The sequence below is a fragment of the Nocardia abscessus NBRC 100374 genome (genome assembly GCF_000308455.1).
Classification (GTDB): Bacteria; Actinomycetota; Actinomycetes; order Mycobacteriales; family Mycobacteriaceae; genus Nocardia; species Nocardia abscessus.
In genome coordinates this window covers 14571-39709 of sequence record NZ_BAFP01000025.1, presented here as the reverse complement: position 1 = coordinate 39709, position 25139 = coordinate 14571, and the positions used below count along the sequence as shown (strand labels likewise).

Genomic DNA, 25139 nt, shown 5'->3' with positions numbered 1-25139 from the left:
ATCGGCCCCACGTACAACCCCTGCGACGGCTCGGAAAATCCCGACCGAGCCGGGCGTCACACTACGATCCGCTCGACCGCGCACCACGGCGGCCGCGCCCCTCGTTACCGGCAGCTTCGACCAACCGCCGACCCGCTACGCCGTGGGGCTCGCGGCTGTCTCCGGAGCGGGAGGAACAGCGTTTTCCGCTGTCTTTCTCCGCGGCACCGTGAATACGGCGATCACGCACAAGACAGCGACGGCGAAGCAGGCGAGTGTGTACCAGAGATTTCCGATGGGGTCTCCCTCGCTCGTCGTGCCGTCGACAGCGCCGAAGAAATCGGGCAACGCGGTCACCCAGAGAAGAGCCATCACGCCCAGATACACCACGCTGTAAACGCGGACGAAGTCGTTCGTATAGGGCGCGGTGTCCGAGGCGCCCCGCCGCAGCCGGAGCCATTGGCGGGTGAGGACGAGGACGGCGACAATGCTGACGACGACCAGTTCGGCGGCGTAGAGGACGCCGCGCACGGTGGTACTACCCATGCCGAACACCGTTGCGGGGATGGGCAACACGGCTGTGCCCAGCGAGGCGAGCACGCCGATGACGACCGTGCGCCAGACCAATTGCGTTCCGGCGAAGGTTTGCCCCTGGTCGACGTGGCGGCCGACGAACCATTGGACGCACAACGCGAGCGACATCGGCCACAGGGCCGCGAAGACGACCACGCTCGGAAGCGGTACCGAATCGAACATCGGCTGATTCATCGGATTGTCGACCGACCATTCCCACCAGCGCAACTGCGGGCCGAGGTGGTCGAAGATCTCATAGAAGGCATGGTGGACGAAGCCCACGCAAGCGGCGCCGACGAGAACGCCGTACCGCCGGAAGACTCCGAGTATCCTGACCGTTTCGAAGGCCAGGGTCGCCATGAACGGGTAGATCGCGATGATGTAGAGCGGTAATCGGCCCCAGAGAAATTCCACGGTGAACAAGTTGTGCGCGAACATCGTGTCGACGTGCGCGTCTATGCCGAAGGCCGCGGGAAAGTACAGCGGTGGTTCGATGATGAACAGGTACGCGGTCGCGCCGAACCAGAGCACCAGGTTGGTGGGATCTCCGTGGCGGCGCAACCGCACGATCGCGTAGACCAGCGCGAGTACCGCGCCGAGGACGATCGTGACCTCGAGGACGGGCAGCGTCCAGTTCTCCAACGCGAAGGGGTTCCGCACCTCGACGAGGCCGCCTGCCTCCTCGCACGAGAAGCCGAGCGCCGTCGCGAGCTGATCGAAAGTCGGTGCGCAATGATCTGCCATGGGTCCGGCTCCTAGGGTGCGACCGGGTCGGCGGTGTACCAGTGCGAGACGTCGTATCCGGCCTCGTAGCGCTGGAACCACACGTCGGCGAGGGCGGGCAGTTTCTCGTGGTCCGGGTTGTGCTTGGGCAACTGACTGCGAATGACGCCTGCCAATGCGACGAGCTGCTCACGAAGGGGGAGATGATCGAACGCGCGCGGCATCGGGCCGTGGTCCTCCGCATGCAGAAACGGCAACCACGTGCGTAGCTTCTGCCTACGCCGGTAGGACGCGAACATCGACAACGCGTCGACCTTCCGCTCCTCCAGCGGGACGTGCTCGTTGAAGCCCGCGCAGGCCACCCTGATCACTTTCAGCACGTGCCGGAAGATGGACGGAGCCATGCGCATTCGGTACACGTCGCTTCCGACGACGGAGTCGAAGATGATCAGCGCGGAACTGCGATGCTCGACTTCTTCGACGAAATGCCAGATGAACAGCGAAGCGACCCGGTCGTCTCCCGGCCGGAACAGGGTCGAGTCGTTGTCGAGCATCAGTTTGAACACCGGCGTGAAGGTCGCCTCCAGATCGGCGGTGTAGGCCAGCCGGTATTCGACCGAAGTGTGCACCGTGAGGCGGTCGAATTCCGCGATCACCTCGTTGAGCGTCTCCTGCAACCCCGGGTATCGCCGGATCAAACCGTTGGCGTGCTGGCGATGGGCGGTGGAGTGCTGTCCCTCCTGCCGCACGAACGCGTCGGCTTCCTCCGCGACCGCCGGATCCGTGATCAGAGGCATGGCCTCGCGAATCATGTTGACGATCATCTTCTCGAAGCCGATCGCCAGGAAGGACACCGCATTGGCCATGGACGAGAAGGCCGGATTCTCCTCGTTCCACAAGAACGGCACGTCGTAGTCGGCGAATGCGAAGCGCATCTTCCGGACTTGAAGATCGGTCACTGGGCTGTACCTCGTCTTTCGGAATCGAACCGGTCCGGCGGCATCGCCCGGATGCCGCCGAGCCGCGTTGGACGTGATCATACACAGAACAACGTTTGTGTATGATCAGAATCGATGTCCGATCCGCGGAGCGGGTGCCGGACCCGCCCTGTGCTACCGTCGAGCCCTTGGTCCGGATGGTCGTCAGGCCCTCCATCAGGGGGTTCGCAAGCGACAGGCGGCAAGTCGAGGAAGCGGGCAGTGGCAGGAAGGCGCGGGTGGGGCGGAAGTCCGCCGAAAGACGACGAGGAAGCGTCTCGTCGCATAGTCGCCGCCGCCGTCGAGCTGATCGGCCGGACCGGTTCGGAGATCAGCATCGCCGACGTCGCGGAGTCGCTGGGCGTCATCCGTCAGACGGTCTACCGATACTTCCCCAGTGCCGATGCGCTGATGACGGCCGCGGCCATGGCTTCGGTCGACGGTTTCCTCGATCGGCTGGCACGGCACGTCAGCGGCATCGAGGACGCGGTGGAAGCGATGACCGAGGCGGTGGTGTTCACCCTGGCCGACGTGCGTCGGACACCCCATCTCGGCATCCTGCTGTCGAGCACCTACTCGAACGTCCACCCCGAGAGCCTCACCTCCGAGGAGGCGCAAGCCTTCGGAATGACGATGATCAAACGCTTCGACGTCGACTGGGAGCGGTACGGGTACGACGACGAGTCGCTGCACGAACTCGTCGAATACGTTCTGCGAACGATGCAGTCGTTCTTCATTTCCCCGGGCAACCCACCCCGCGGCGAGGATGATCTGCGGCGGTATCTACGCCGCTGGATGGGAGCCGCGATCATCGCCCAGCTGAAGCCGTCCGCAAGCGTCTAGTCGCTCGTCGCGATGGTGTCGACGCACTCGGGAGATCAGCTCGCGCCGTCGAGACGCACCTTCACGAAGACGCGGCCGCGTTCGTCGCGCTGCGCTACCGCGTGCCCGCGCCGCTGCGCGCCGTTCAGCTGCAGCGTGATGGGGCCGCCCTCGTCCAGAAAGTTCCGCCACCAAGTCTTCTTGTCCGGCAAGGCGACTCCGATGACGAGCTCGTCTCCCTTGCGCCAGTAGTTGACCGGTGTGCTGAACGTCCGCCCTGACCGCCGCCCCACATACGTGACCACGACGAATCCCTTGCCGAGCAACCGCCCGAGCAGCGGCACGTCGAGGAGGGCGACGACCCCGCCGTTCACTGCCCGCACGGTGCGTCCCACCGCCGTCTTCAGTTCCACAACTTCCTCCCGGCCGGTTCACGAAAAAACCCCGAACAGCGCCACCCTAACCGCCACGGCGGCGATCGGCCCGTTCCAGCGGGTCGGTCCCTTCCGGTCGACGTGCCGTCACAGGCTGACCACGGGGGATGGGCAGTTCGACAGGTTCCGGATTTCGTTTTCCGACAGTCGAGTTCTGGTTGGAGGCAGGATTCGGCGGTTGCCGGGCCGAGCCGCCGAACTCGCCGTGATACTCGTGCAACGACCGTCGCCACGACGGTTGGAGGGCTCACGCGCAGAAGGGAATTCCCATGACAACCAGCCTGCCCGCATTCCCCGCCCCGAACGAGGATCTGCTGGACACCTGCATCCGGCTCCGGGAGATCGCGCCGGTGGTCGAGGTGGAGTTCCCCGGCGGCGTGCCCGCCTACCTGGCGCTGACGCACGAGGCGGTGCGCGAGATCCTGGCCGGGGACAACAAGACGTTCGCCAGAGACCCCAAGCACTGGCCCGCCCTGTACGACGGTTCCATTCCGGAGGACTGGCCCCTGCGCGCCATCGTGCAGGGCGATCACCTGTCCACCAAGGACGGCGCCGACCATCGGCGGCTTCGTGGCCTGATCAGCAAGGCGTTCACCCCGGGCCGGGTACAGGCGCTGGAGCCGCGCATCCAGCAGATCATCGACGGGCTGCTGGAGGAGGTCGTCGCCGCGGGCGACGGTGTCGACCTGGTGCCCACCTTCACCGAGGCGCTGCCGATGGCGGTGATCTGCGAACTGTTCGGCGTGCCGGAGCCGGAACGGGATCGGCTGCGGCGGTGGACCGCGACGCTCCTGGCGCACACCACCCCGCCGGAAGAGGCGTTCGCGACGCAGAACGCGCTGATGCTGTACCTGTACGAACTGGCGGACCGCAAGCAGAGCGAACCCGGCGATGATCTGACCTCGGGGCTGGTGCATGCCCGCGACGAAGGCGACAAGCTCACGGCCGAAGAATTGGTCGCCGTTCTGTGGATCATGCTGGTCGCCGGCCACGAGACCACGGTGCACATGCTCGGTTACGCGATTCTGGCGTTGTCACAGCATCCGGACCAGCTCGCGCTGGCCAAGGCCGAGGACCGCTGGGCCGATGTCGTGGAAGAGACTGTCCGATACCGTCATTCGGTGATGATGACCAGTTGGCGGTTCACGCTGACGGAGGTCACCGTGGCGGGTGTGACCGTTCCCAAGGGCAGCGCGGTCGGCGTGGCCTACCAGGCGTGTGGGATCGACCCGGCGGAGTACGGCGAGACCGCGAACGAGTTCGACATCACCCGCGAGCAGCATGGCGGGCACCTCGGGTTCGGCCACGGGCCGCGTTACTGCATCGGCGCCGGGCTGGCCCGTCTGGAGGGAAGGCTCGCACTGGCTTCCCTGTATCGGCGGCTGCCGCAACTGGAACTCGCCATCGACCCGAAGGAAATCCCGTACTCGCCGTCCTTCTTCACCATCGGCCCGCTGTCGGTGCCGGTCAAATTGGGTGGCGAACAGCAGTAAGGCTCGCTCACCCGAGGACGAACGGGAGTCGCGCGGCCAGCTCGTCCAGTTCGGCCTTCTCCGAGTCGGTCGGTGCCCGTCGTCCGGTGCCGACCAGCAGCGCGTCGGTGTCGGTGAACGAGGCGGGGAACGGCGCCCCGGCGATCTTCTCCAGCATCTCCCGGGACCGGGCGAGTCCCTCCGCAGGCGGCTCGTCCACGACCGGGAGGTGCGCGATCAGGTCGAGATGGTGCAGGGTGCTCTCCAGCACGTACGCGCAGAGGTAGTCGCCCGCGGTGAGGACCTCGTCGCGCGTGCCGACCCGGAGACCGGGGTCGGCGAGTTCGGCCGCGCGCCCGGCGGCGGAGCCGACGTCCTCGAAGTGGATCTTCAGCAACCTCGGCTCCTGGTAGGCGGCGGCGAGCCGCACGATCAGCGCGTCGAGCGGGTCGGCGCCGGTCGGCGCCGTGTCGGCGACTTCCCAGTAGGTCACCGCGTCGCGCGTCGGTTCGGCTTCGGCGGGCGTCACGAGAGTGATCAGGATGTCCTGAGCGTCGATGATCAGATGGCACACCAGGTCTCGCACGAGCCAGCCGGTACAGCCGGACCGCTGTGCGAAATCCTCGTCCGAAAGGTCGGCGACCGCCGCGCGCAACGCTGCCCAAGAGCGTGAGAAGTGATCCACGCCGGGAAGCTAGCAGCGCGCGGCGCGCCCCGCGACAGATTGCAGCGGTCCGACCTGGCAGAGATGTCGTCCTCGCGGAGCAGCGCCACCCCACGTGAATCGCGCGGCCGAGGTCATTGGCAAACATGATGCGCCGAGCCGGTGACCCGTGCGCCCATTGGTCGAAAGTTCCAACGTTTCCGCTGTTCATCCGCCTATTTCGAATGGAGAACACATCGTCTGATCTCCACCCGATCGATCACATTCTGTGCCAAGCTGCTGCCGTCCGCTATTCCGCAGTTAACTGGCAGGAAGGATCGATGACGCGTATGTCGCAAGGAGATTCGATCGTCGGGACAACGTCCGAACAGCTCGCTCGGATCGCCGTCGAGGGGCCCTGGGACGCTCAGGGGCAGGTCCGCCCGGAGGCGGTGCAGTTCGCGTCGAACTTGGTGAGCGCCCTGCAGAAGCGGAGCGGCAAGGGCCTGGTGCCCGATGACGTGGACGACCTGGTGAGCCGGGCGCTGAACGTCGCCGTGCCGACGTTTCCGCGCATCGAGACAGAGGACGGGACCGGGCTGTCGGCGCACATGCTGCGGCAGACAACGAGCAGCCCGTGCCCGCTGGTGGTCGTTCCGGCCGGGTGGACGCCCGTCGGATGGCCGTTGTTCGAGTACGCCTATCTCACGCTCGCGCTGAAGGGTTATCACGTACTGGCCTACACACCACGCGGTATCGGCTGGACCGCCATACCGGGAACGAACTTGCCGTGGTTCGGCACTTCCGAAGGCAAGATCGATGTCGCCGGTCTACGGGACTGGGAGGACGGCTCGGAGGTGCTCACCTACGCGATCGACGCGCTCGACCCCAGCGGGATCGCCTTCATGGGTGAGTCGTACGGCTCGGGCATCAGCCAGCTCGTGGCCGCGCACGACGAGCGGGTCGACGTCGTCGTCGCTCTGAGCACGTGGGGCAACCTGGCTACCAGTCTGTACGACAATGCCACCCGGCACGTCAGGGCCGTTGAGGCGCTGATCGGCCTGACCGGCGGCGCCAAGGAGGACAAATTCGACGAGGCGACGCTGGAGATCCTGGCGAAATTCGACGAGGGCACAGATATGAAGCCGGTCGTCGAATGGGGCACCGAACGAGCGCCGGAACAATACGTCGGTTCCCGCGAAATCCCGACCTTCTTCTCCAACACCTGGCACGAGGGGCTTTTCCCGGTGAACCAGGTTCTGGAGACCTTCGAGAAGCTCCCGCGACCCAAACGGCTGAACATGTGGATCGGCGATCACGCGGCGCCGGAAGGCCCCGGCCTGATCGCTCCACCCATGCCCGGCGCGGGACCGAACGAACCGCTGCGCGAGGCGTATGCCTGGCTCGACCACTACCTCAAAGACGAGGAAAACGGGGTCGACACGTGGCCGGAGATCAGCAACCAGGTCATGTTCACCTACGTGACCACTCCGGCAGCCGGGGACGGCCAGAACGTGATCGTCGAACCCGCGCGGCGCGAGGAGAAGGCCTCGTGGGCCGACGTCACCACCGACACCGAAACACTGATCTTGACCGATACGCGCGAGGGCGGCGACGGTGCGCTGATCACCGACGTCACGGCCGGCTGGCAGCGTGAGTTCACGGTGGGCGAGGAGGCCGAGGTCGTCGCCATGGACAAGCTCATGACGACCGGCCAGGAGGAGTGGGCAGGAAATCCCAAGATCTACCGGACGAGCGAGATCGATCGCAGCCATGCCCTGGTCTGGTCGACCGGGCCGCTGCTCGCGGCGCGAGGTGGCGTAGCCCGGCAGATTCGCGGAATCCCCCGGTTGCAGCTGACCGTCGACAGCACCGGCGAGTCCGCGACGGTGATGGCCTACCTGCTCGACGTCGATGAAGACGGTTCGGCGCGGATCATCACGCACGAGCCGAAAACCGTCGAGTCGGAAATGCCCGCCACCGTCTCCTGGGAGTTGCAGGCGGCCGCCTACGACCTGCTGGACGGTCACCGGTTGATGCTGGTCGTCGACGGCATGGATTTCCTCTATTCCAGCGCCAACACGGTCGGCTCGCGGATCACCATCAGTTCACCGCAGGGCGCCCCCTGCTGCCTGGAGTTGCCGCTCGGCTGATCGTCGCGCGTGGCCCGGGCCGGGGAGCGAGCCCGGGCCACGTCACGGCCGATGGCCCGAGAACGGCTGATCGAGCCCGGCCGCCTCAGCCCGGCGCGAAGGTCACCACCAGAACATCGCGATAGGCGGGGCGGCTCGGGTCCATCGGATGCACCGGCGAGACGTTGTGCAGGGTGCGGCGGTCGTCGCCGAGCAGCAGGGCTCCCGGCCTGCTGAGCGTGGTGCGCAGCAGCCGTCTTTCGTTCGAGTCGAACACCGAACTCGCACCGCCGACAGCGTTCTGCCTGCCGACCAGAAGCGACGACACCAGAGTGACACCGTCGCGGTGGCGGCCTTCCGGGGTCGGCAGGCCGTTCGCGTCCGCCGATGCGACGACTCGAAAGGGATGCACCTTCGCACTCCACTTCGACGGGTCGTCCAGTGCCGTCGCCAACCGCGCGAGCAGCCGCAGCACCGCCCGGAACACGGGATCGGCCATGAAGCCATCGGTCAGGGGCTCGAACCTGCGGTCCACGTCCACGTAGAGCGGATTGCTGTTCTCCGGCTGCACGAAGGACTCCTGCGGCAGCAGCTCGATCCGCCCGGCTGGGTCGGTGAGCGAGAACTTCCCGTAACGGCGCAGCCTGCACGTGCCTCGGGCCCCGGCGTAGATGTCCGCGCTCAACTCGTCCCAATGCCGGCGGAAGTGGTCCCAGTCTGCTGGCGCCATGCCGAGACTCGAGGTCGTGATGGTAGCGGGCATGAGGTGGACGCCGTCGCGGGCCAATGCCGCGCGGGCGGCTTCCACCGCCTGCTCGGCCCGCGGGGCCGCGGCCCGGACATCCGTTCCTGCCGCGGTAGGGATTCGCTTCACAGGTGGTTTGCCTTCCTCTGACCTCTCGCGACTGGGTCGATCCCCGTACAGGACTCAACGGCCGCTGACTCGCGGCCGGTCGCTCAGCAAAGACTCGACGCCTCGGCGGGCGACTTCGGCGGGTCGACCTCCTTGGGCAGTTGCCCTATGTGGGTGCCGAGCATTCCGGCGCGGCGGAAGATCTCCATGTGCTGCGGCTACCCACTGCTGCGGCGCCCATACCCGGAATCGGGATACCGCGCCCCAGAGCAGCTGTCCGGGACCTCGACGCGTGGCCGGGGCCGGGTCGCTCGGTAGTCTGCAGGGGTGTCCGCCGCGCCCGCCGACGCTGACGCACCGATCGTGCCGGTGCGAAACGGCGTGTTCTTCACACTTCCGGAGGCATTGCCGCGTGGCAGGCACAACCTGGCGCGGGAGCAGGTGATGGCCGCGCAGCGGGAGCGGCTGCTCGCCGCCGTGACCGAACTGCTGGCCGCTCGCGGCTACGCCGGGTTCGGCCCCACCGATATCGCGAAACGGGCCGGAGTCTCCTTGGCGGCCTTCTACGAGGCGTTCGCCAACAAGGACGAATGCGTATTCGCGGGCTACGACCGCTTCATCCAAGTGCTGCTGACCCAGCTGACCGCGGCGGAGATCATGCGCCGAGACCGCCGCGCCATCGTGGGCGACGCGCTCGGCCAGTACCTGCGCACTTTGCAGAACGACCTGGTCGTCGCCCGCGCCTACCAGGTGGAGATCGAGGCGCTGGGCCCTGCCGTCCGCAGGCGCAGACGTAAGGCGCTGCGACTGTTCGCCGAATACATCCGCGGTCTGGTGCGCGGCGCGGGCGGGAAACGGCTACCGGCGCTGTCGGTCACCGCTTACCTGGGCGTCGTGTACGCGGTGCGTCAACTCACCGCCGATGCGCTCGACGAGTCGGACGAGCCGGACCTGACCGCGCTCAGCGCCGACCTGGAACCGTGGCTGACCGATCTTTTCCGCGAGCGCTGAGCCCGGCGCACGGCGTAGCCGCCCCCCCGCTTGACATGACAGCTGCCGTCCATCAGCATTGGCGTAAAGTTCGTTACTCCGATACCCAACCTCGGCGTGGTCACCGCAGCCGAATGTCCGATAACGCCGTCGTCGATCCGCTCGATGGATGCCAGTCGTCGAAAATGACCATTGAATGGCCGTAACACTCGCACTTTTCACCCGTGACCTGCGTGTCAACGACAATCCGGCCCTGTCGGCCGCCGTGCACGAGGGCGCTGCGGTGGTTCCGCTCTTCGTGGTCGACGACCGCATGGTCGGCAGCGCCCGCCCCGCCGGCAATCAACTCCGGTTCCTGTCCGCCGCGCTGGCCGAACTCGATGCCGAACTGCGCTGTGCGGGAGGGCAACTGGTGATCCGGCACGGGGATTATGTCGAGGCGGTGGATCGGGTGGTGGCGCAGGTGCACGCCGACAGTGTCCATGTCGCCGAAGACGCCACCTGGTACGGCCGATGCCGGCTGCGGGCGCTGCGCGAGCGGCTGGACCGGCGCAGCTGCCTGCTGCACATTCATCCCGCCACCATCACGGCCGTGGATGCCATCGATTGCGCCCCGCATGGCCGGAGCGGCAAGGCTCCGGACTTCGCGACGTACTTCCGCCGGTGGCTGGAGGCTCCGAAGCGGCTGCCGCTCGACAAGCCGGCGGAGTTGCTCGTCCCGCGTATCGACAGTGATCCGGTTCCGAGATTCGACGAACTCGGCGATGGGGCGGTGTCACCGCAGCTGGCCGTCGGCGGCGAGATCACGGGTCGTGCCCTGTGGCGGGGCTGCACCGCAGGCGAGGGACAAGCACGCGGCCGGGCCCGTGGCGACCTCACGCGCGAGGGATTCTCCCGGCTGTCGCCGTACCTGCATTTCGGCTGCCTTTCCGCGGCCGAAATGGTGCACCGTGCCGATATGGCCACTACCGACGGCCGCGCTTTCGTCCGCCTGCTCGCGCGGCGCGACTTCCATCTCCAGTTCCTCGCCGCCCGCGCCGATATCGCGCGGTCGGATGATCGCCACCGCGGGCCGCAGGCCCACGATCCGGTCGTGGTCCGCGCCTGGCGCGACGGCCGCACCGGATATCCGATCGTCGACGCGGGCATGCGGCAACTGGCCGCACAAGGATGGATGCCGCAACGAGCCCGGGTCATCGCCGCCAGTTTCCTGACCACGACGCTGCGGGTGGATTGGCGCGTCGGCGCCGACCACTTCCGCCGCTGGCTGCTCGACGCCGATGCCGCGAGCAATCGCTTCACCTGGCAGCAGGTGGGGCGGCTCGATCCGGGAGCCGCGGGCACCGGCGAACGGTACGACCCCGAGGGAAACTACGTACGGCGCTGGATACCGGAACTGGCTGCGCTGCCGGGGTCGGAAATCCATCGCCCGTGGCGCCACAGCGTGCCGACCTCGATCTATCCCGCCCCCATCGCCGCATCGGCCGTACCTGACGAGTCGTCGGCAGGGTTTGCGGAATCGCTGTCGACAGCGCCGCGAGGCTCGTAGCTTTCGGCCTGTCGCGACAGCCCATCGATGCCCGCGGCGCGCGGCCCTTACTGCCGCGCGCCGCCCGCTGAGCGCCTGGGCCGAGATCAGGCCGCGATGGTCAGTCCGGTATATGCGATTCGTGGGTGAACGGTTTGCTGCCGTGGACCGCGGGCTCGCCTTCGGGGTTGTTCTCGGCCCCGTGATTCACGCGATCGTCGGAATCGAGCCATTCGGTGACCGGATTGTCGATGTAGCGCCATTCCGTCCCCGCGGGCCAGGGGCCCTGTCCCTCGTTCCACGGGCCGCGGGCGCTCGCGGCGCCGTTGGACATGTTGAACGCGACGTTCTGGAAGCGATCGTCGCCGGGCAGGGCGCCCGGCGGGAAGTTGACCGGCAATTCGTTCAACGCCGCGGTGAACTGCTGGAAATGCGCGATCTCGCGGGTCATCAAGAACGACAGTGTGTCCTGCACACCGGGATCGTCGGTGAACTGCTTGAGATACTCGTAGACGATCTTGGCGCGTGACTCGGCCGCGAGATTGCTACGCAGGTCGACCGAGGGTTCCCCGTTGGCGTCGACATACGAGCCCGACCACGGCACGCCCGCGGCGTTCGTCACGACGGGCCCGCCGCCGCTCAGCGCGAAGTACAGCGGATTCGCCGCGACCTGATGGATCACCTGGTCGCGTCCCTCGGACGTCGCCACGACCGGCATCCAGTCGCACCGCTCGCTGGCTTGCTTCAAATCGTCGTTGAGCCCGTCGAGCAACATGGTGATCATGGCGCCGACGATCTCGAGGTGACTCAATTCCTCGGTGGCGATGTCCATGAACAGGTCGTAGGTTTTCGGATGTTTGCCACGCAGCAGAAACGCCTGGTTGAAATATTGCATGGCGGCCTTCAATTCGCCGTTGGCGCCGCCGAACTGTTCTTGCAGCAGGGCCGCGAAACGCGGATCGGGACGGTCCACGCGAACCTCGAACTGGAGATCCTTGTTGTGTGTGAACATCGCTCTCCTTACCAGTATGGCCGGCCGTTCCTCCAGCGCGGCTTTCATGCCTTGTCCAGCGCAGGACGAGAAAGAGATGCGTTACTCGATTCCGTGGCGACGATACGGGCTCCGGTAGCGGGTCGTTCGCAACGACACGAAGTGCCACGGGGGACCGTCACCCGCAGTCACGCCGGTGCTTCCCGGGTGGGCGTTGGCTTTGGTGGGACGGATGGCCGACCCGAACCCGCCGGGCGGGCGCCAGGGGCGGGCTGTGGCCGGTCTGCCCGGCACTCAGCGCGGACACCAGTTCCGCGCAGACCTCGCCCGCGCCGTGACGCGGAACCCAGCCGAGCTCACGCCGCGCCTTCGCGGAGTCGACCAGCGAGGTGCGGTCGGCAAGTTCGAGCCACGCGGGGTGCAAGGGCGCGAGCCCGGTCCACCATCCCGGCCAGGCGTCCGCATCGAGCACTCGTCGTGGCACCGGTAGGTGGAAACCCCCGAATATCGCCGCGAGCGCGTCCGCCCGTAGGCACGGTTCGGCGGAAAGGTTGAACGCTCCCTCCGCGCGGCGGCGGACTATTCGCCGAATCGCCGAAGCCACATCGCAGCTGTGCACCAATTGCAGCCGGAACTCACGCCACAGCGGTACGGGCAGCAGACGCCCGCCGAGCAGCCGCCGTGGCAACCACGGCGGCAGAATCCAGTCGCCCAGTTCGGCGGCCGCCTCGCCCCCAGCTATGCCGCACGGCCGAATGCGCGCCGTGCGGATTTCGGGGTGGTCGGCCTCGAAACGGTTCAATCGCGTCTCCAACTCCGCCTTCGCGATGCTGTAGGCACTGCCGGGCACCCCGAATGTTCGCCATTCTTCGGATACCCGCCGCCACCGCTCGGCCGGCGCGTAGGCGGCGCACGAGGAGGCGGCGACGAGATGGGGCACCGCCGTTTCCGCCACGGCATGCAGCACGTTCTCGGTGCCGATCAGGTTGGTCCTGCGCATCGGCGGGTCTTCGCGCCGCGGATGGATCGCCCACGCCAGATGCACGAGGGCGTCGGCGCCCGCACAGGCGGCACGCAGCGTCTCGACCGCATCGTCGGTCCCGATATCGCAGGCTATCCACCGGGCGGCCGAATAGGGTTCGTATGCGAGATCCGGCGTGCGGCGGGCGATTCCCACAATCTCGCAATCGTCCGCACGCAGCGTGCGCAGCAACGCCGTGCCGACGTTGCCGCTGGCGCCCGTGACGACCACCTTCATCCGGCACGCCGCTCGGACCGGGTTGGGCCCAGCGGAGTATCCACCGTCATGTCCGGCCTCCTCTCGGCTCGTTCCAGGGCGGGTACCCGGAATCGGAGGTCGTAACGTCGGGAGGACGTTCCGGGCGCGGCGGCCGGATCCGTGGTGAGGACGGTGCCCGGGTGTGGCCTGTGCCCGGCCGGGTAGTCGCGGAGCATGGCTACTACAGCTCCACTTCCGGAAGATCGGGCAGGCACTCCGCGGCGAGCGGTGGTCACCGGGGGAGACTCCGGCATCGGTGCGGCGATCGCGGTCGCACTCGCCGCGGGCGGGACCGATGTCGGGCTGACGTTCCGCGGCGACGAGCAGGGTGCGCAGGACACTGCGGCGCAGGTGCGCGAGCAGGGCAGGACCGCCGCCGTGCGCCGCCTCGACTTGTCGGATCCGTCGACCGCCGCGCCGGTCATCGATGAACTCGCCGAGGAATTGGGCGGTCTCGACGTGCTGGTGAACTGCGCAGGCACCGGATCGGCTCAGAAGGTGATGGACATGGACTTCGACGTCTGGCGGCACGTGCTGTCGGTCGATCTCGACGGACCGTTTCTCTGCGCGCGGCGCGCCGCCGAACACATGATCGCCGCGGGGGGCGGTGGCCGGATCATCAACATCACCAGCGTGCACGAACACGCGCCGCGGGTCGGCGCGGCGCCGTACTGTGCCGCCAAAGCGGGCCTCGGGGCACTGACGAAAGTGCTGGCACTGGAACTCGCCGAGCACGACATCACAGTCAATTCGGTGGCGCCGGGCGAGATCTCGACGCCGATGACCGGTCAGGAAGACGCCGATCCGCGGGAGCAGCACCGCCCCGGCGTACCGCTGGGGCGAACCGGTCACGCCAAGGAGGTCGCCGCCGTAGTGGCGTTCCTGGCCACACCGGCGGCGAGCTATATCACCGGCGCGTCCTACGTCGTGGACGGCGGCATGCTCCTCATGGGCCCACAGGCCAGCACCCTGCTGGCCGACGAGAAATGGCGCACGCCTTAGGGCGCCGACCGGAGCGCGAGGACCCGGTGCGCACCGGCGACGGACCAGCGGCTATCTATCCGCTACCGGGGAGAGGCAGCTGGCCGGGGGATCGACGAACAAGCAGATGGCCGGGCCGCGGGTGGGACGGTAGTTGTCGGGGACTCCGCCCGCGCCGATGATCTGGGTGTAGGCGCCGACGGCGTCGGTGGGGCGGCGGGTCAGAGCGGGGTCGGTGCGCACGTCCACGGTGTAGAGGCCGAATCGTGGGGTGTAGCTGCCCCATTCGTAGTTGTCGGTGAGGCTCCAGTAGTTGTAGCCCATGACGTTCATACCGTCGGCCTTGGCGCGTTGCAGCCAATAGACGGTGTCGCGCAGGTGATCGCCGCGGGTGTAGCCGTCGGCGCGTGGACGGCCGTTCTCCGTGGGCATGCCGTTCTCGACGATGTAGAGCGGCTTGCCCGGGAATCGGCGCGAATAGAATTGCAGCGCATAGTAGATGCCCTCGGTGCGCAGCGGCAGGTCCCAGATCTGCGGCCCCGGCAGGTTCGGCATCGCCGAGCCGCTGGCCCGCATGATGGACTCGATCAGCGACTGGGCCGGATCGTAGGCGAAGTAGTAGTCGACGCCCACGTAGTCGAGCCGGTCGCCGATGCGGTCGACCAACGGACCGTTGACCTGGGCCTCGGAGCCGGCCACATAGCCGACATTGCTGGTCACCTGGGCGCCCGGCTGCTTCTGGTGGATGTAGTCGTAGATGACATTGTGTGCCTGCGCGACCCGTTCCAGCATCTCTCCGGCATCCGCGGCGCCTCGGCGCACCTCGTGCATGATGTAGGCGACGGGCTCGTTCACGGTGACCCACAGCGGATTGCGGGAGGCGTAGCGGTCGACGACGTTGCGCATGTTGGCCAGCCAGTCCTCGACCATCCGCGGATTGCGCCAACCGCCGCGGTCGACGGCCCAGCCGGGGTAGACCCAGTGATCCAGCGTGATCATGGGGCGCATCCCGGCCTGCTCGACGCTCGCGATGACCGCATCGTAGAAGCGAAATGCGCTCTCGTCCCACACCCCAGGGGCGGGTTGCAGTCGGGCCCATTCGATCCCGATCCGGAACACCTGCACGCCGAGATCGGCGGCGAGCCGGATGTCCGAGGCGTAACGGTCGTAGAAGTCGACCGAATCGCGAAGCTCGTCGTAGCCCGGGGTACCGGCGACGTACCGCGTCCAATTGCTGTCGGGCGCATGGCCTTCGGACTGGAATCCCGAGGTGGACACGCCCCAGAGGAAGTCCGAGCCCAGCGGCGCCGGACCCGCGACCGGCTGGATCAGCGGGGTGGCCGGGGACTGGGTGGCCAGCAGCAGTGTGGATGCCGCGGCGGCGAGCGCGGCCAGGACGTACCGACGGAACCGAGATCGCATGGGCCCAGGGTAACCAAGCCCGTCCGGCGATTGTCGAAATCCGCGGATCAGGGCGATTCGACGACGTGGACAATCGTTGCCGCCGCAGGCATTGTCGCTACTGCATGGCGAAGCGCAGTAGCGCCTGCATGTCGCCCTGCTTGATCTTTCCTTGGCGGTTGAGGACTTCCAGCTGCCACTGGTTGCCGTTGCGGAAGGCGCGGGCGACCGCATTGGCGTTGTCGGTGCCGAGCAGTGAGGGCCAGATATCGGCGACTTGCTGGCTGTTGCCGCCGGACGCGTCGTAGATCCGGAAGGAGATGTTGTTCGCCTTCTCGAAGGAGGTGCCCTTCTTGAAGGCGGCGGCGACGAAGATGATCGCGTCGATCGCGGTGGGCACGTCGCCGAAGGTCACGTGGATGGTCTCGTCGTCACCGGAAGCGGCGCCGGTCTGCTCGTCGCCGGTGTGCGCGACCGAGCCGTTGCCCAAGGGATCCAGCGAATCGAGCCCAGCGAAGCGCACCGGCTCGTTGCCCTGCATGAGGACGGCGATCAGATCGAGATCCACACCTTTTTTGCGGCGCGCCCAGCCGAGTGCCCCGCCGCTCGTGCCGGAGGACGGATCCCAGCTCACCCCCACACTCAACTTCGAGATACCTGCGAGGTCTGCGGCGCCGTCTTCTTTCCTGAGCGTAATCACGACATCAGGATACTGATGGTTATCTCTCGCGCTGGCGCACAATGTACTTCGCGAGCGGGGCAACAGGACTCGCCACGTCCCCGCCGGAACCGTCACCGATCCACTCGGCGCGCCCACCATGCCTTGACGAGCCCGGTGATACCGACCTGCGCTCGCCGCCGGTTCGGCACGGTGGCGCGACGGTCGAACACGGCGAAATCGCTGTCCTCGATGCGATCGACGCTCAGATCCATCCGCATCGATGCGAGGAAAGCATCGAACAGGACCGCTGGTATCCCATAGCGATCGGCGGTATCGACAACCGCGGGCAGAACGGCGTCGGCGGTGGCCCGGCGTTCGCGGAAGTGCCCGGCGAGGGCATCCAGCTCCTGGGCTCTTTCGGCGGTGCCGCGGCGCGGGTCGAATTCGTCGAGGATGTCGTCGGCTCGGCGCGCGAATCCGTACAAGGCGTGCACGGCGGGGCGTTGATCCGGTGCGAGCAATCGGGTCGCCAGGAAGAAGGTCTTTCCGTGGCGCGCGTTGAGCTGCCTGCAGTACCGGTAGGACCGGTGCAGTTGCGGGTCGCTGAGGTGCTCTACGTCCGCTCGCTCGAGGACGCACTCGAGACTCTGAGCGAGCTCGGCAGGCGCCACGGCACCCCGTGATCGGGCCCGCCGCCGCCCGTGCCGAAAAGCGACGCCCGCACCGGACAACACGAGTGGTCTCCGCTGTTCGGCAGGCGGCGGAACTCAGGTGCGAGCCGCCACCGTCGACCGCACGTTCGGGAGACCGAGATTGTCGCGCAGCGTGGTCCCGGTGTATTCGGTGCGCAGCACGCCGCGCTCTTGCAGCAGCGGCACCACCTTGTCGACGAATTCGTCCAGACCCCAGGGCACCAGATGTGATCCGAGGATGAACCCGTCGGAGCCGTCGTCCTGGACGAATGCGTCGATCTGCTCGGCGATCCGGCTGGGAGTTCCGACCAGGGCGCCGCGTTCGAACTGGTCGATCACCACCTCACGCAAACCGAGTTTCTTCGCCTCGGCGACCTGGCGCAGACGTTCGGCAGTGGCGAAGCGATCCTGGTGGACGAAGGCGCGGCCCTGAATGATCGGCGGAGCATCGGGATCGGGGTCGATATCGGGTACCGGGCCCTCCGGGTCGTAGCCGGACAAGTCACGGTTCCAGATCTGTTCCAGCAGAATCAGCGCGGTCTGGCCGGTGACCTGTTCATCGCGGATGGCGTGATACTTCTCGATCGCCTCGGCCTCGGTGTCACCGAGAACGAAGCTCGCCGAGGGCAGGATCTTGATGTCGTCGGCCGCGCGTCCCGCCGCCACCGCGCGCGATTTGATGTCGCGGTAGAAGTCCGCGGCCTCCGGCTGCTTGCCGTACGGGGAGAAGATGGCGTCGGCATTCGCCGCGGCGAACGCGCGTCCTTGGGGTGACACACCGGCCTGCAGGATCACCGGCCTGCCCTGCGGGCTGCGCGGCACGGTGAAACGACCGGAGATGTCGAACTGGCTGCCGTGGAAGGCGAACGCGCCCGCGTCCGGCCGGGCGAGGAACCGTCCGGAGCCCTTGTCGGCGGCGATGTCCGCGGCGTCCCACGAATCCCACAGTGCGCGAACGGCGTTCAGTGTCTCCTCGGCCCGCGCGTACCGGTCGGCCGGATCGAGGAATCCGCCGCGCCGGAAGTTCTGTCCGGTGAAAGCGTCGAAGGAGGTCACCACGTTCCAGGCGGCCCGGCCGCCGGACAGGTGATCGAGGCTCGCGAACTGCCGGGCCAGCTCGTAGGGCTCGTTGAAGGTGGTGTTGATCGTGCCCGCGAGCCCCAGATGCTCGGTGACGGCGGCGATCGAGGCCAAGACGGTGAGGGTGTCCGGGCGGCCGATGATGTCCTGGTCGAAGATCTTGCCCGCGCGCTCCCGCAGGATGAGCCCTTCGGCGAGGAAGAAGAAATCGAATTTGCCGCGTTCGGCGGTGCGCGCGGTGTGTTCGAAACTGCTGAAATCGATCTGACTGCCCGCCTCGGGATGCCACCAGGCGGTGTGATGGTTGACGCCGCCGAGGTAGGCGCCCAGGATGACCTGCTTACGGGGGGTGCTCATAAGGTGACCTCGCTCAGGCAGTCGCGTAACGGTTGGGAACGTCGGTGGGCAAACCGAGCAGTGCGCGCAGCGAACCGTCCGGATAGCCGGAGCGGAATACGCCGCGGTGTTGCAGTGCCGGGACGAGCCGGTCGGTGATAGCTACCAGGTCATCGACCGCTACACCGGGCCGCAATCGGAATCCGTCGAGTCCCTGCCCGCTCCAGTCGGTGAGCAGTTCGGCGAGCTCATCGGCGCTGCCCGCGAAAATTGCCGCGTCGGCATCGAACTCGCTCCCCGCGATTTCGCTCAACCGCGTCAGGCGCTGCGGACCGGTCTCCTGGTCGGTGTCGAGGAAAACGGTCAGATCGGCGAAGACCCGTAGCGGCTCGCCGTCGCGCTCCACTCGTGCCGCCGCGGCCGCGACCTGCTCCAGGACGGCGGACGGACCGGTCTCGCGAGGTGGCGTCACGAACACCAGATCCGCGCCGCGGGCGGCGAATTCGTAGACCAGCGGGGCGTGCGCCAGCGCCGCCACCACCGGCTGCCCTTGGGGCGGACGCGGTGTGATCGACGGGCCTCGGACGCTGAAGAAGCGGCCCTCGAAGTCGATGTAGTGCAGTTTGTCGCGATCGATGAAGCGGCGGGTGGCCACGTCACGGATCTCGGCGTCGTCCTCCCAGCTGTCCCACAGCCGCCGCACCACCTCGACCGCGTCGGCGGCTTCGTCGAACAGGTCGCGGACATGGCCGGGAAAAGTGCCGGACGCGACCGCCTGCGCGATTTCGCCGGGGGTGAGGTCGCGCAGTTCGCGGCGTCCGAAATGGGCTGCCTCCTCGGCGGTTCCGGACACTCTTGCCTGCCAGCCCGACCGGCCACGCGAGGTGTAATCCAGGGTGGCGATCGCCTTGGAGACGTGGAAAGGCTCGGTGTGCGTGGTCGTCACGGTCGGGATGAGGCCGATGTGCCGGGTGACCGGGGCGACCAGCGCGGCGATCAAGTGGGCATCGATCCTGGCCCGCACCTGGTCGACGGCGTCGTCGGTCTGTGCGTGCCATCCGCCGGGGATGCGGAGGCTGTCGTCGATGCTGACGAAATCGAGCAGTCCACGCTCGGCTATCCGCACCAGGTCGGTCCAGTAGCCGGGGCTGAACAGCTCCGCGGGCCGGGAGTTCGGCTCCCGCCACGCGGCCGGATGCCAGCCCGCTCCGTCGAGCGCGACGCCGAGATGCAGTGGGTTCGGTGCCATCGTCTCCCGTTTCTGTGCATGCGCGAATGTCGTGTCGTGCAACGCGCGAACCGGTGCGATGCGGCGCGACGATGGCTCGCCGGGGGATTGCGGAGTTCGGACGGTTGGGCGGTACGCCGTTCTCGGGCGACGGATAACTCCTGGCTGCGGTCGTATATCGAGTCGAGCGCGCGGCGCCACCTCTGCCGGTCGCGGTGCGTCAACGATTGAGATCAGCTCGAGCTATCGGAAACACCTTCGCCATCGGGAACTGGTAGTGAGTCCGAGCCCGACCGTCACGTGGAAGCAGACAGCGCCGTTCCCGTCCGTGGGCGTCGGGCGACTCCTCTGCGGAAGACTTTCACTGTGGCGGACGCAGAAGGTGTTCTCCGGCGAGCTGGATGGCTTCGCGTGTGGTGTACCCGGGGTGGTCGGCGGCGATGAAGTGGCGGCCGATCGCGAGGGCGAAGGTCAGCGTGCTGCGTGCCTCGATCTCGTCGGGGTCGGTGATGAAAGCCCCGAACATCCTGCGCAGAAACGCCATCCGTTCGTTGTCGATACGCCGCAGGCGAGCGGCGACGGACTCGTCGTGGCGGGCCCAGGCCCGGACCGCGAGATCGATCCGGTGCAGGTCCTCCGCGAAGGTCAGGCGTCCCGCGCGACGGATCCGGTCGGCCGCATCGGTGCCCTCGGCGTCGGCCTGGGCGATGACTTCGGTCGTGCAGCGACGTTCCCATTCGTCGAGCATTTCGGCGAGCACCGTGGGACGGCCGTCGAAGTGCCCGTAGAACCCTCCCTTCGTGACGCCGAGCTCGGCGGCGAGCGTTTCGACGCGGACGGCGTCGGGCCCTCCCCGGGCCAGGGCTTCGAGTCCGGCCTCGATCCAGCGGGCTCGTGTTGTGCGGGGTATGGCCGGAATCGGGTCACCTCCATTGATCGCGCCGTATTTGTACGGTACCGTACGGATCAACTGTACGGCACCGTATAAAAAGCGGCACCGCGCCCGGCGAAACTGCGACAGCCGGGGCGGCAGAGGAACCGGAAGGTCACAATGAACTCCACAAAGCGATTGCTCCGCTGGGCAAGCGGCCTCATGCTCGTGCTGGGCACAGGGCACCTACTTCTGCTGGCGCTCGGCGCTTGGGAGGAGATCACCGGCTGGGTGGATCGGGGGATCTGGGCTGCGGTCCCGCTCGAGCTTTCCGGTGCGGCGACGGTGGAGTCCCTGCAGAACAAGCTCACCTTCTGGGCCGGGCCGGGAAGTTTCGCCGTGCCGCTGATGCTCCTCGGTCTGCTGATCTGGCACCTGGCCGACCGCGGGGTGGCCGTGCCCGCCTGGATCGGCTGGGGCCTGGCGGTGTGGTGTTTGCTGGGTGGCATCCTTCTGGTGCCGTCCCCGTACTTCGTCGGCGTCATCGCCGGGATACTGATCATCTGGGCAGCGCGGCAGGACGATCGGTCGGCGAGTGCGGCGAGGTCGACATCGCCTGCGACTGAACGCAATTCGCTCGATACGCGCTGAGCGGCGCGCCGCGCGCGGATGATCCTCGCGCGAAGTGCGCTCGGGTCGGTTGCGGGTGCGGTTACACGCGGGGGCGGATCGCCGCCCCCGGCTCGTCTACCTGGCCGGCACGATCGGTGTGCCGCTGCCCGGCCCGGGCGTGGGCGGAACCAGCGCGCCGGCGGGTGTATTGGTGCTGGGCGCCGACCGCGCAGGCGGGGGCGCCAGCATCTGCAACGGCAGAGCTGGTGGCGGCGCCGCAGGCCCGCGGGACCCGGGTGTGGGCTTGTCGGTGCCGCACCCGGGAGATGCGGGCCCGCCCGGCGCCTCTCCGCAGGTCGGCGGTGGACCCGCCGGAACAATGGGTTCGGCGGAGGCGGTCGCGGCGGCGACGATCAGTGAAATCGACACACCGGCCGGTGCGATCCAACGCCGCCATGCCCGCATCTGGATCACAGCCATATCGGGTCACCGTAGACGGCGACCGAATTGTCCGCCGTGGCCGTGGAAATCGACACGATCGCGAACGAACGCAGGCTGACCGCGCCGGCACACGCATCGATCTTGATCTGTATCTGATCGACGGAGATCGACCCGTGCGTGCCCGCGAGCGCTTTCGTACCGAACGTGATGCTGCTGATGGTGCCGGGCTTGATGGTCGTCGACATGTTCGGCAGCGCCAGCGCGCTGCCACCGACCGCGAGGCCGGGCGAGGGGGCGACGGTCACCATGGCGTTCGGGCCGATCGCCGCCGACAGGCCCACCGTGAGGCCGTTGGAGACATCGGCTTGGCAACCGATCTGGTATCCCAGCTGTAACGTCCCCGAGTTCACGGCCTCCCGGCCTTCGCCACTGATATCGGCCGCCGCCGACAACGTGACGAACCCTTCCCGGGTGAACGGGGTCGCGGCCAGATTGGGCACGCGTTGGACGTCTTCCGCGGTCTTGCTGATCCGCAGCTCCCAGCCGTCCTCGGTGTCGATGACGCGAGATTTGTCCGCTACCGGGTCAGCGGTCGCGGGGGCGCTGGTCATGCCGAGCGCCGCGGTCGCAGCGATGCCTAGCATCGCTATCGTCGAGCCCTTCAATGAAATCCTTAGTCCTGTTAACAGTCGGACGTGATAGTACTGTTTCCAGCGGTTTTCGTCACCGGTGGATGTATCCCCGGGTCAGTGGCGCATCGTCGAGTCGTGGGGCGATCGACTCACCGCCGAGCGCCTGCCGCAGGATCGCCTGTTCGTCTTGGATGACGTGCATCACGGCGTTGATCAGGGCGAGGTGGGTGAACGCCTGGGGGTAGTTGCCCCAGTGCCGTCCGGTTCGGGGATCGATCTCCTCGGCGTACAGGCCGAGGGGGCTTGCGTAGCCGAGCAGCTTCTCGCACAGCTGTTTGGCCCGTCTCTTCTCGCCGATCTCCGACAGCGCCGAGACCAGCCAGAACGAGCAGATCGTGAAAGCGCCTTCCTCCCCGGTGCAGCCGTCGTCGGTCTCGCCGACGCGGTAGCGCAAGACGAGGCCGTCTTCGGTCAGTTCTTCCGCGATGGCCAGCACGGTGTTGCGTACCCGGTCGTCGTCCGGCGGCAGGAAACGAACCAGTGGGATGAGCAGGGTCGAAGCGTCCAGCGCCGTGCTGCCGTAGTACTGGGTGAACACGCGCCGAGAGTCGACCGCATGTGCACAGATGTCGGCGTGGATTTCGTCGGCGGCCTGTTGCCAGCGATGTGCGCGGTCGAAATCCTGCTGGATGCGAGCCAGCCGGGCTCCGCGATCGGCGGCGACCCAGCACATGACTTTGCTGGAAGTGAAGTGCTGGGGTTCCCCGCGAACCTCCCAGATGCCGTGGTCTGGTTCGCGCCAGTAGGTGAGGGCGCTCTTGACCGCGCGGCCCAGCAGCGGCCAGGCGCGTGCATCGATTTGGTCCTGGTGGCGTGCGTAGAGGTAGACCGCGTCCAGCGCCGCACCCCACACGTCGTGCTGGCGTTGCCGGAACGCGTCGTTACCGGTGCGCACCGGTCCCGCGTTGTCGTACCCGCGCAGATGCGGGAGGGTGTGTTCGGTGAGGTCGGTTTCGCCCCCGATGCCGTAGACGATCTGCATGTCCCTGGCTTCCTCGGTCAAGTCGAGGATGTAGGAGAAGAAGTCGTTCGCCTCCCAGCTGAAGCCCAGGGTGTACAGGCCCCACAACGCGAAGGCGGAGTCGCGGATCCACGAATAGCGATAGTCCCAATTGCGTTGTCCACCCGGGGTTTCGGGCAGTGATGTGGTGGCGGCGGCGGCGACCGCGCCGGTCGGTGCGAAGGTCAGTCCCTTGAGGGTCAGGGCGCTGCGGGTGAGCTCCGCGGTCCACGGATGGTCCGGAAAGCGCCCGCCCGCCAGCCAGTGCCGCCAGTGATGAATCGTGCGCACCAGGCGCTCGTCGGCTTCGTCGACGTCGCTGGGGGCGTCGCGAGTGCCCCAGGAGAGCGCGCAGAAGCGGGTGTCGCCCGTCTTCAGCAGGGTGCGGGCGACCGCATGCGTACCTTCCAGCCCCAAGCGCATGTCGGTGCTCAACGTCAGTTGCAGATCGGTCCCGTCGGCGCTGGCCTGTGCGAGGTAATAACTGGCGAGGTAGTCCCAACGCGCGCGATATCTGCCGTAGTCGAAGGCCGGTTGACAATCGAGATTGAAATGGATCTGGCCGGTCTCGCAGTGCACCGTCCGCAGCAGGATGTGCTCGGCGTCGTAGTCCGTGGGGGTGCGCCGATGGGCGCTGCGGCCCGGAGTCTGGTGCCGCCACGGCCCGACCAGCAAGACATCCCGCACCGTCGCCCACCCGTCGCCGCTGCGCCAGCTCGTCTCCATGACCATGGTGCCGGGGATGTAGCGACGGTCGGTGGGCACCATGAAGTCGGCAGGAGCGAACCGGAACGAGCCGGCGGAGCGATCGAGGATCGCAGCGAAGACACTGGGGGAGTCCATCCTCGGTAGACACATCCACTCGATGGCTCCGCTCGGGGCGATGAGGGCGGTGACTTCGCAATCGGAGATGAACCCGTAGTCATCGATGCGCGGGAACGCCGTGAGCCGCGGTGCGCGTTCGGTCTCGTCCATGCGTTGCTCCATCGTCGTCTCGGCCCCGCCTTCGGCCGGGCATCCGCGCGATTACCTGCTGGACCGCCTTCCTCTCACGCTGCGAGCGCTACGGGCGTGGGTGATGTGACGCTCTACTAGCCCACCACCTTGTGGGTGGAGTCGGCAAGCCCCGGCGAAGTCAGCGACGGTCTTCGGTGCGGGGTGCGTCCGGGCTGACCAGTCGGCGGGCGGCGAGGACGGTGGCGGCACGGCGTTCGGTGATGTTGTGGTGGTCGGTGCGGGTGGCGTGCATGGCCGCCGTGCGGGCGAGATCGGTCAACATGACGATCAGAGTGATGGGCTGGAACGCCTCCGTGATCAAGCCTCGGTCCTGTCCGTGGCGGATCTCGGCGAGTTTTCCGGCGATGATGCGGCGGATGGCGTCTTCGGCGGCGGGATTGTGGGTCTGTTCGATCTCGGCCCAGGCCTGCAGCCGGGCGTTGTCGGGGTGCGCGATGTAGTGATCGAACAGCCTGCCCACGTAACCGGGCAGGTCGGCGGCGTCGAGGGCGGTTTCGTCGGTGGTTTGGGTGACCCATTCCTCGGTGACCGCGGCATAGAGCTCGTCCTTGCCTGCGAAATACGCGTAGAGCCGGTCTTTGCTCGCTTTGGCCGCCTCGGCGATCCGGTTGATCCGCGCACCGGCGATGCCGTACCGGGCGAACTCCGCCTTCGCGGCGACGAGGATTCGTTCCCGGGTGGCCTGACCTGCTGCGCGCATGGCGGCATCCTATCTTGCCGAACCTTTTGGT

23 protein-coding genes and 1 pseudogene are annotated in these 25139 nt (G+C 67.3%); 7 read left to right on the top strand and 17 right to left on the bottom strand.

Annotation, left to right across the window (positions count from 1 at the left end; genetic code table 11):
- Positions 1-135: 135 nt before the first annotated feature.
- Complete coding sequence (locus ON19_RS04075) at positions 136-1296, bottom strand: hypothetical protein (protein ID WP_043686980.1); 1161 nt, start codon at positions 1294-1296, stop codon at positions 136-138.
- A gap of 11 nt (positions 1297-1307) precedes the next feature.
- Positions 1308-2234, bottom strand: a complete 927-nt coding sequence (locus tag ON19_RS04070; RefSeq protein ID WP_043686976.1) for a metal-dependent hydrolase — start codon at positions 2232-2234, stop codon at positions 1308-1310.
- A 240-nt stretch (positions 2235-2474) separates the two neighbouring features.
- Between ON19_RS04070 and ON19_RS04065 the strand changes: the two genes are divergently transcribed.
- Positions 2475-3095 carry a TetR/AcrR family transcriptional regulator gene (locus ON19_RS04065; protein ID WP_043686972.1) on the top strand — a complete coding sequence of 207 codons (621 nt, stop codon included), beginning with the start codon at positions 2475-2477 and terminating at the stop codon, positions 3093-3095.
- 35 nt (positions 3096-3130) lie between these two features.
- Here the strand turns inward: ON19_RS04065 and ON19_RS04060 are convergent, their stop codons facing one another.
- Positions 3131-3481: a nitroreductase/quinone reductase family protein gene (locus tag ON19_RS04060; RefSeq protein ID WP_043687141.1), complete on the bottom strand. Its 351-nt coding sequence runs from the start codon at positions 3479-3481 to the stop codon at positions 3131-3133.
- 296 nt (positions 3482-3777) lie between these two features.
- On the opposite strand from ON19_RS04060, the gene ON19_RS04055 reads away from it, so the two are divergent.
- Positions 3778-5001, top strand: coding sequence for a cytochrome P450 family protein (locus tag ON19_RS04055; protein WP_051168507.1), 1224 nt, complete (start codon positions 3778-3780; stop codon positions 4999-5001).
- Positions 5002-5008: 7 nt separating this feature from the next.
- On the opposite strand, the gene ON19_RS04050 is transcribed toward ON19_RS04055, so the two are convergent.
- Complete coding sequence (locus ON19_RS04050; protein ID WP_043686970.1) at positions 5009-5665, bottom strand: maleylpyruvate isomerase N-terminal domain-containing protein; 657 nt, start codon at positions 5663-5665, stop codon at positions 5009-5011.
- Positions 5666-5868: 203 nt separating this feature from the next.
- Here ON19_RS04050 and ON19_RS04045 point away from each other — a divergent pair, with 203 nt between their 5' ends.
- Positions 5869-7776, top strand: a complete 1908-nt coding sequence (locus ON19_RS04045; protein WP_218006369.1) for an alpha/beta fold hydrolase — start codon at positions 5869-5871, stop codon at positions 7774-7776.
- Between the two features lie 85 nt (positions 7777-7861).
- On the opposite strand, the gene ON19_RS04040 is transcribed toward ON19_RS04045, so the two are convergent.
- Positions 7862-8518, bottom strand: coding sequence for a 2OG-Fe dioxygenase family protein (locus ON19_RS04040; protein ID WP_051168519.1), 657 nt, complete (start codon positions 8516-8518; stop codon positions 7862-7864).
- Between the two features lie 417 nt (positions 8519-8935).
- Between ON19_RS04040 and ON19_RS04035 the strand changes: the two genes are divergently transcribed.
- Positions 8936-9619, top strand: a complete 684-nt coding sequence (locus tag ON19_RS04035; RefSeq protein WP_051168506.1) for a TetR/AcrR family transcriptional regulator — start codon at positions 8936-8938, stop codon at positions 9617-9619.
- Between the two features lie 175 nt (positions 9620-9794).
- Positions 9795-11147 (top strand): FAD-binding domain-containing protein, encoded by a 1353-nt coding sequence (locus ON19_RS04030; RefSeq protein ID WP_063709388.1) that lies wholly within the window; start codon positions 9795-9797, stop codon positions 11145-11147.
- A gap of 100 nt (positions 11148-11247) precedes the next feature.
- Here ON19_RS04030 and ON19_RS04025 read toward each other — a convergent pair whose 3' ends face one another.
- Together ON19_RS04025 and ON19_RS04020 are read right to left on the bottom strand one after the other, a co-directional pair.
- Positions 11248-12138 (bottom strand): manganese catalase family protein, encoded by an 891-nt coding sequence (locus ON19_RS04025; RefSeq protein WP_043686968.1) that lies wholly within the window; start codon positions 12136-12138, stop codon positions 11248-11250.
- A 157-nt stretch (positions 12139-12295) separates the two neighbouring features.
- Positions 12296-13375, bottom strand: coding sequence for an NAD-dependent epimerase/dehydratase family protein (locus tag ON19_RS04020; RefSeq protein WP_043686966.1), 1080 nt, complete (start codon positions 13373-13375; stop codon positions 12296-12298).
- Between the two features lie 195 nt (positions 13376-13570).
- On the opposite strand from ON19_RS04020, the gene ON19_RS04015 reads away from it, so the two are divergent.
- Positions 13571-14398: an SDR family oxidoreductase gene (locus ON19_RS04015; RefSeq protein ID WP_051168505.1), complete on the top strand. Its 828-nt coding sequence runs from the start codon at positions 13571-13573 to the stop codon at positions 14396-14398.
- A gap of 51 nt (positions 14399-14449) precedes the next feature.
- Here ON19_RS04015 and ON19_RS04010 read toward each other — a convergent pair whose 3' ends face one another.
- From ON19_RS04010 to ON19_RS03985, 6 genes and pseudogenes are all read right to left on the bottom strand, one after another.
- Positions 14450-15799, bottom strand: a complete 1350-nt coding sequence (locus tag ON19_RS04010) for a family 1 glycosylhydrolase (protein WP_043686964.1) — start codon at positions 15797-15799, stop codon at positions 14450-14452.
- 97 nt (positions 15800-15896) lie between these two features.
- Positions 15897-16478, bottom strand: a complete 582-nt coding sequence (locus ON19_RS04005; RefSeq protein ID WP_043686962.1) for a TerD family protein — start codon at positions 16476-16478, stop codon at positions 15897-15899.
- Between the two features lie 203 nt (positions 16479-16681).
- A pseudogene (locus ON19_RS04000) lies at positions 16682-17032 on the bottom strand (phytoene/squalene synthase family protein); the annotation flags it as partial.
- 174 nt (positions 17033-17206) lie between these two features.
- Complete coding sequence (locus ON19_RS03995; protein ID WP_043686960.1) at positions 17207-18568, bottom strand: NtaA/DmoA family FMN-dependent monooxygenase; 1362 nt, start codon at positions 18566-18568, stop codon at positions 17207-17209.
- 13 nt (positions 18569-18581) lie between these two features.
- Positions 18582-19796, bottom strand: a complete 1215-nt coding sequence (locus ON19_RS03990; RefSeq protein WP_043686957.1) for an LLM class flavin-dependent oxidoreductase — start codon at positions 19794-19796, stop codon at positions 18582-18584.
- 340 nt (positions 19797-20136) lie between these two features.
- On the bottom strand, positions 20137-20745 hold the full coding sequence (locus tag ON19_RS03985; RefSeq protein ID WP_083899124.1) for a TetR/AcrR family transcriptional regulator: 609 nt from the start codon (positions 20743-20745) through the stop codon (positions 20137-20139).
- An 81-nt stretch (positions 20746-20826) separates the two neighbouring features.
- Between ON19_RS03985 and ON19_RS03980 the strand changes: the two genes are divergently transcribed.
- Positions 20827-21297: a DUF6463 family protein gene (locus tag ON19_RS03980; RefSeq protein WP_043686954.1), complete on the top strand. Its 471-nt coding sequence runs from the start codon at positions 20827-20829 to the stop codon at positions 21295-21297.
- 96 nt (positions 21298-21393) lie between these two features.
- Here ON19_RS03980 and ON19_RS41630 read toward each other — a convergent pair whose 3' ends face one another.
- From ON19_RS41630 to ON19_RS03965, 4 genes are all read right to left on the bottom strand, one after another.
- Complete coding sequence (locus tag ON19_RS41630; RefSeq protein ID WP_157229582.1) at positions 21394-21738, bottom strand: hypothetical protein; 345 nt, start codon at positions 21736-21738, stop codon at positions 21394-21396.
- Positions 21729-22343 (bottom strand): MspA family porin, encoded by a 615-nt coding sequence (locus ON19_RS03975; RefSeq protein WP_063709387.1) that lies wholly within the window; start codon positions 22341-22343, stop codon positions 21729-21731. The genes ON19_RS41630 and ON19_RS03975 overlap by 10 nt, the downstream gene beginning before the upstream one ends.
- A gap of 79 nt (positions 22344-22422) precedes the next feature.
- Positions 22423-24378 (bottom strand): glycoside hydrolase family 15 protein, encoded by a 1956-nt coding sequence (locus tag ON19_RS03970; RefSeq protein WP_083899123.1) that lies wholly within the window; start codon positions 24376-24378, stop codon positions 22423-22425.
- Positions 24379-24526: 148 nt separating this feature from the next.
- Positions 24527-25108 carry a TetR family transcriptional regulator gene (locus ON19_RS03965; protein ID WP_043686948.1) on the bottom strand — a complete coding sequence of 194 codons (582 nt, stop codon included), beginning with the start codon at positions 25106-25108 and terminating at the stop codon, positions 24527-24529.
- Positions 25109-25139 lie beyond the last annotated feature (31 nt).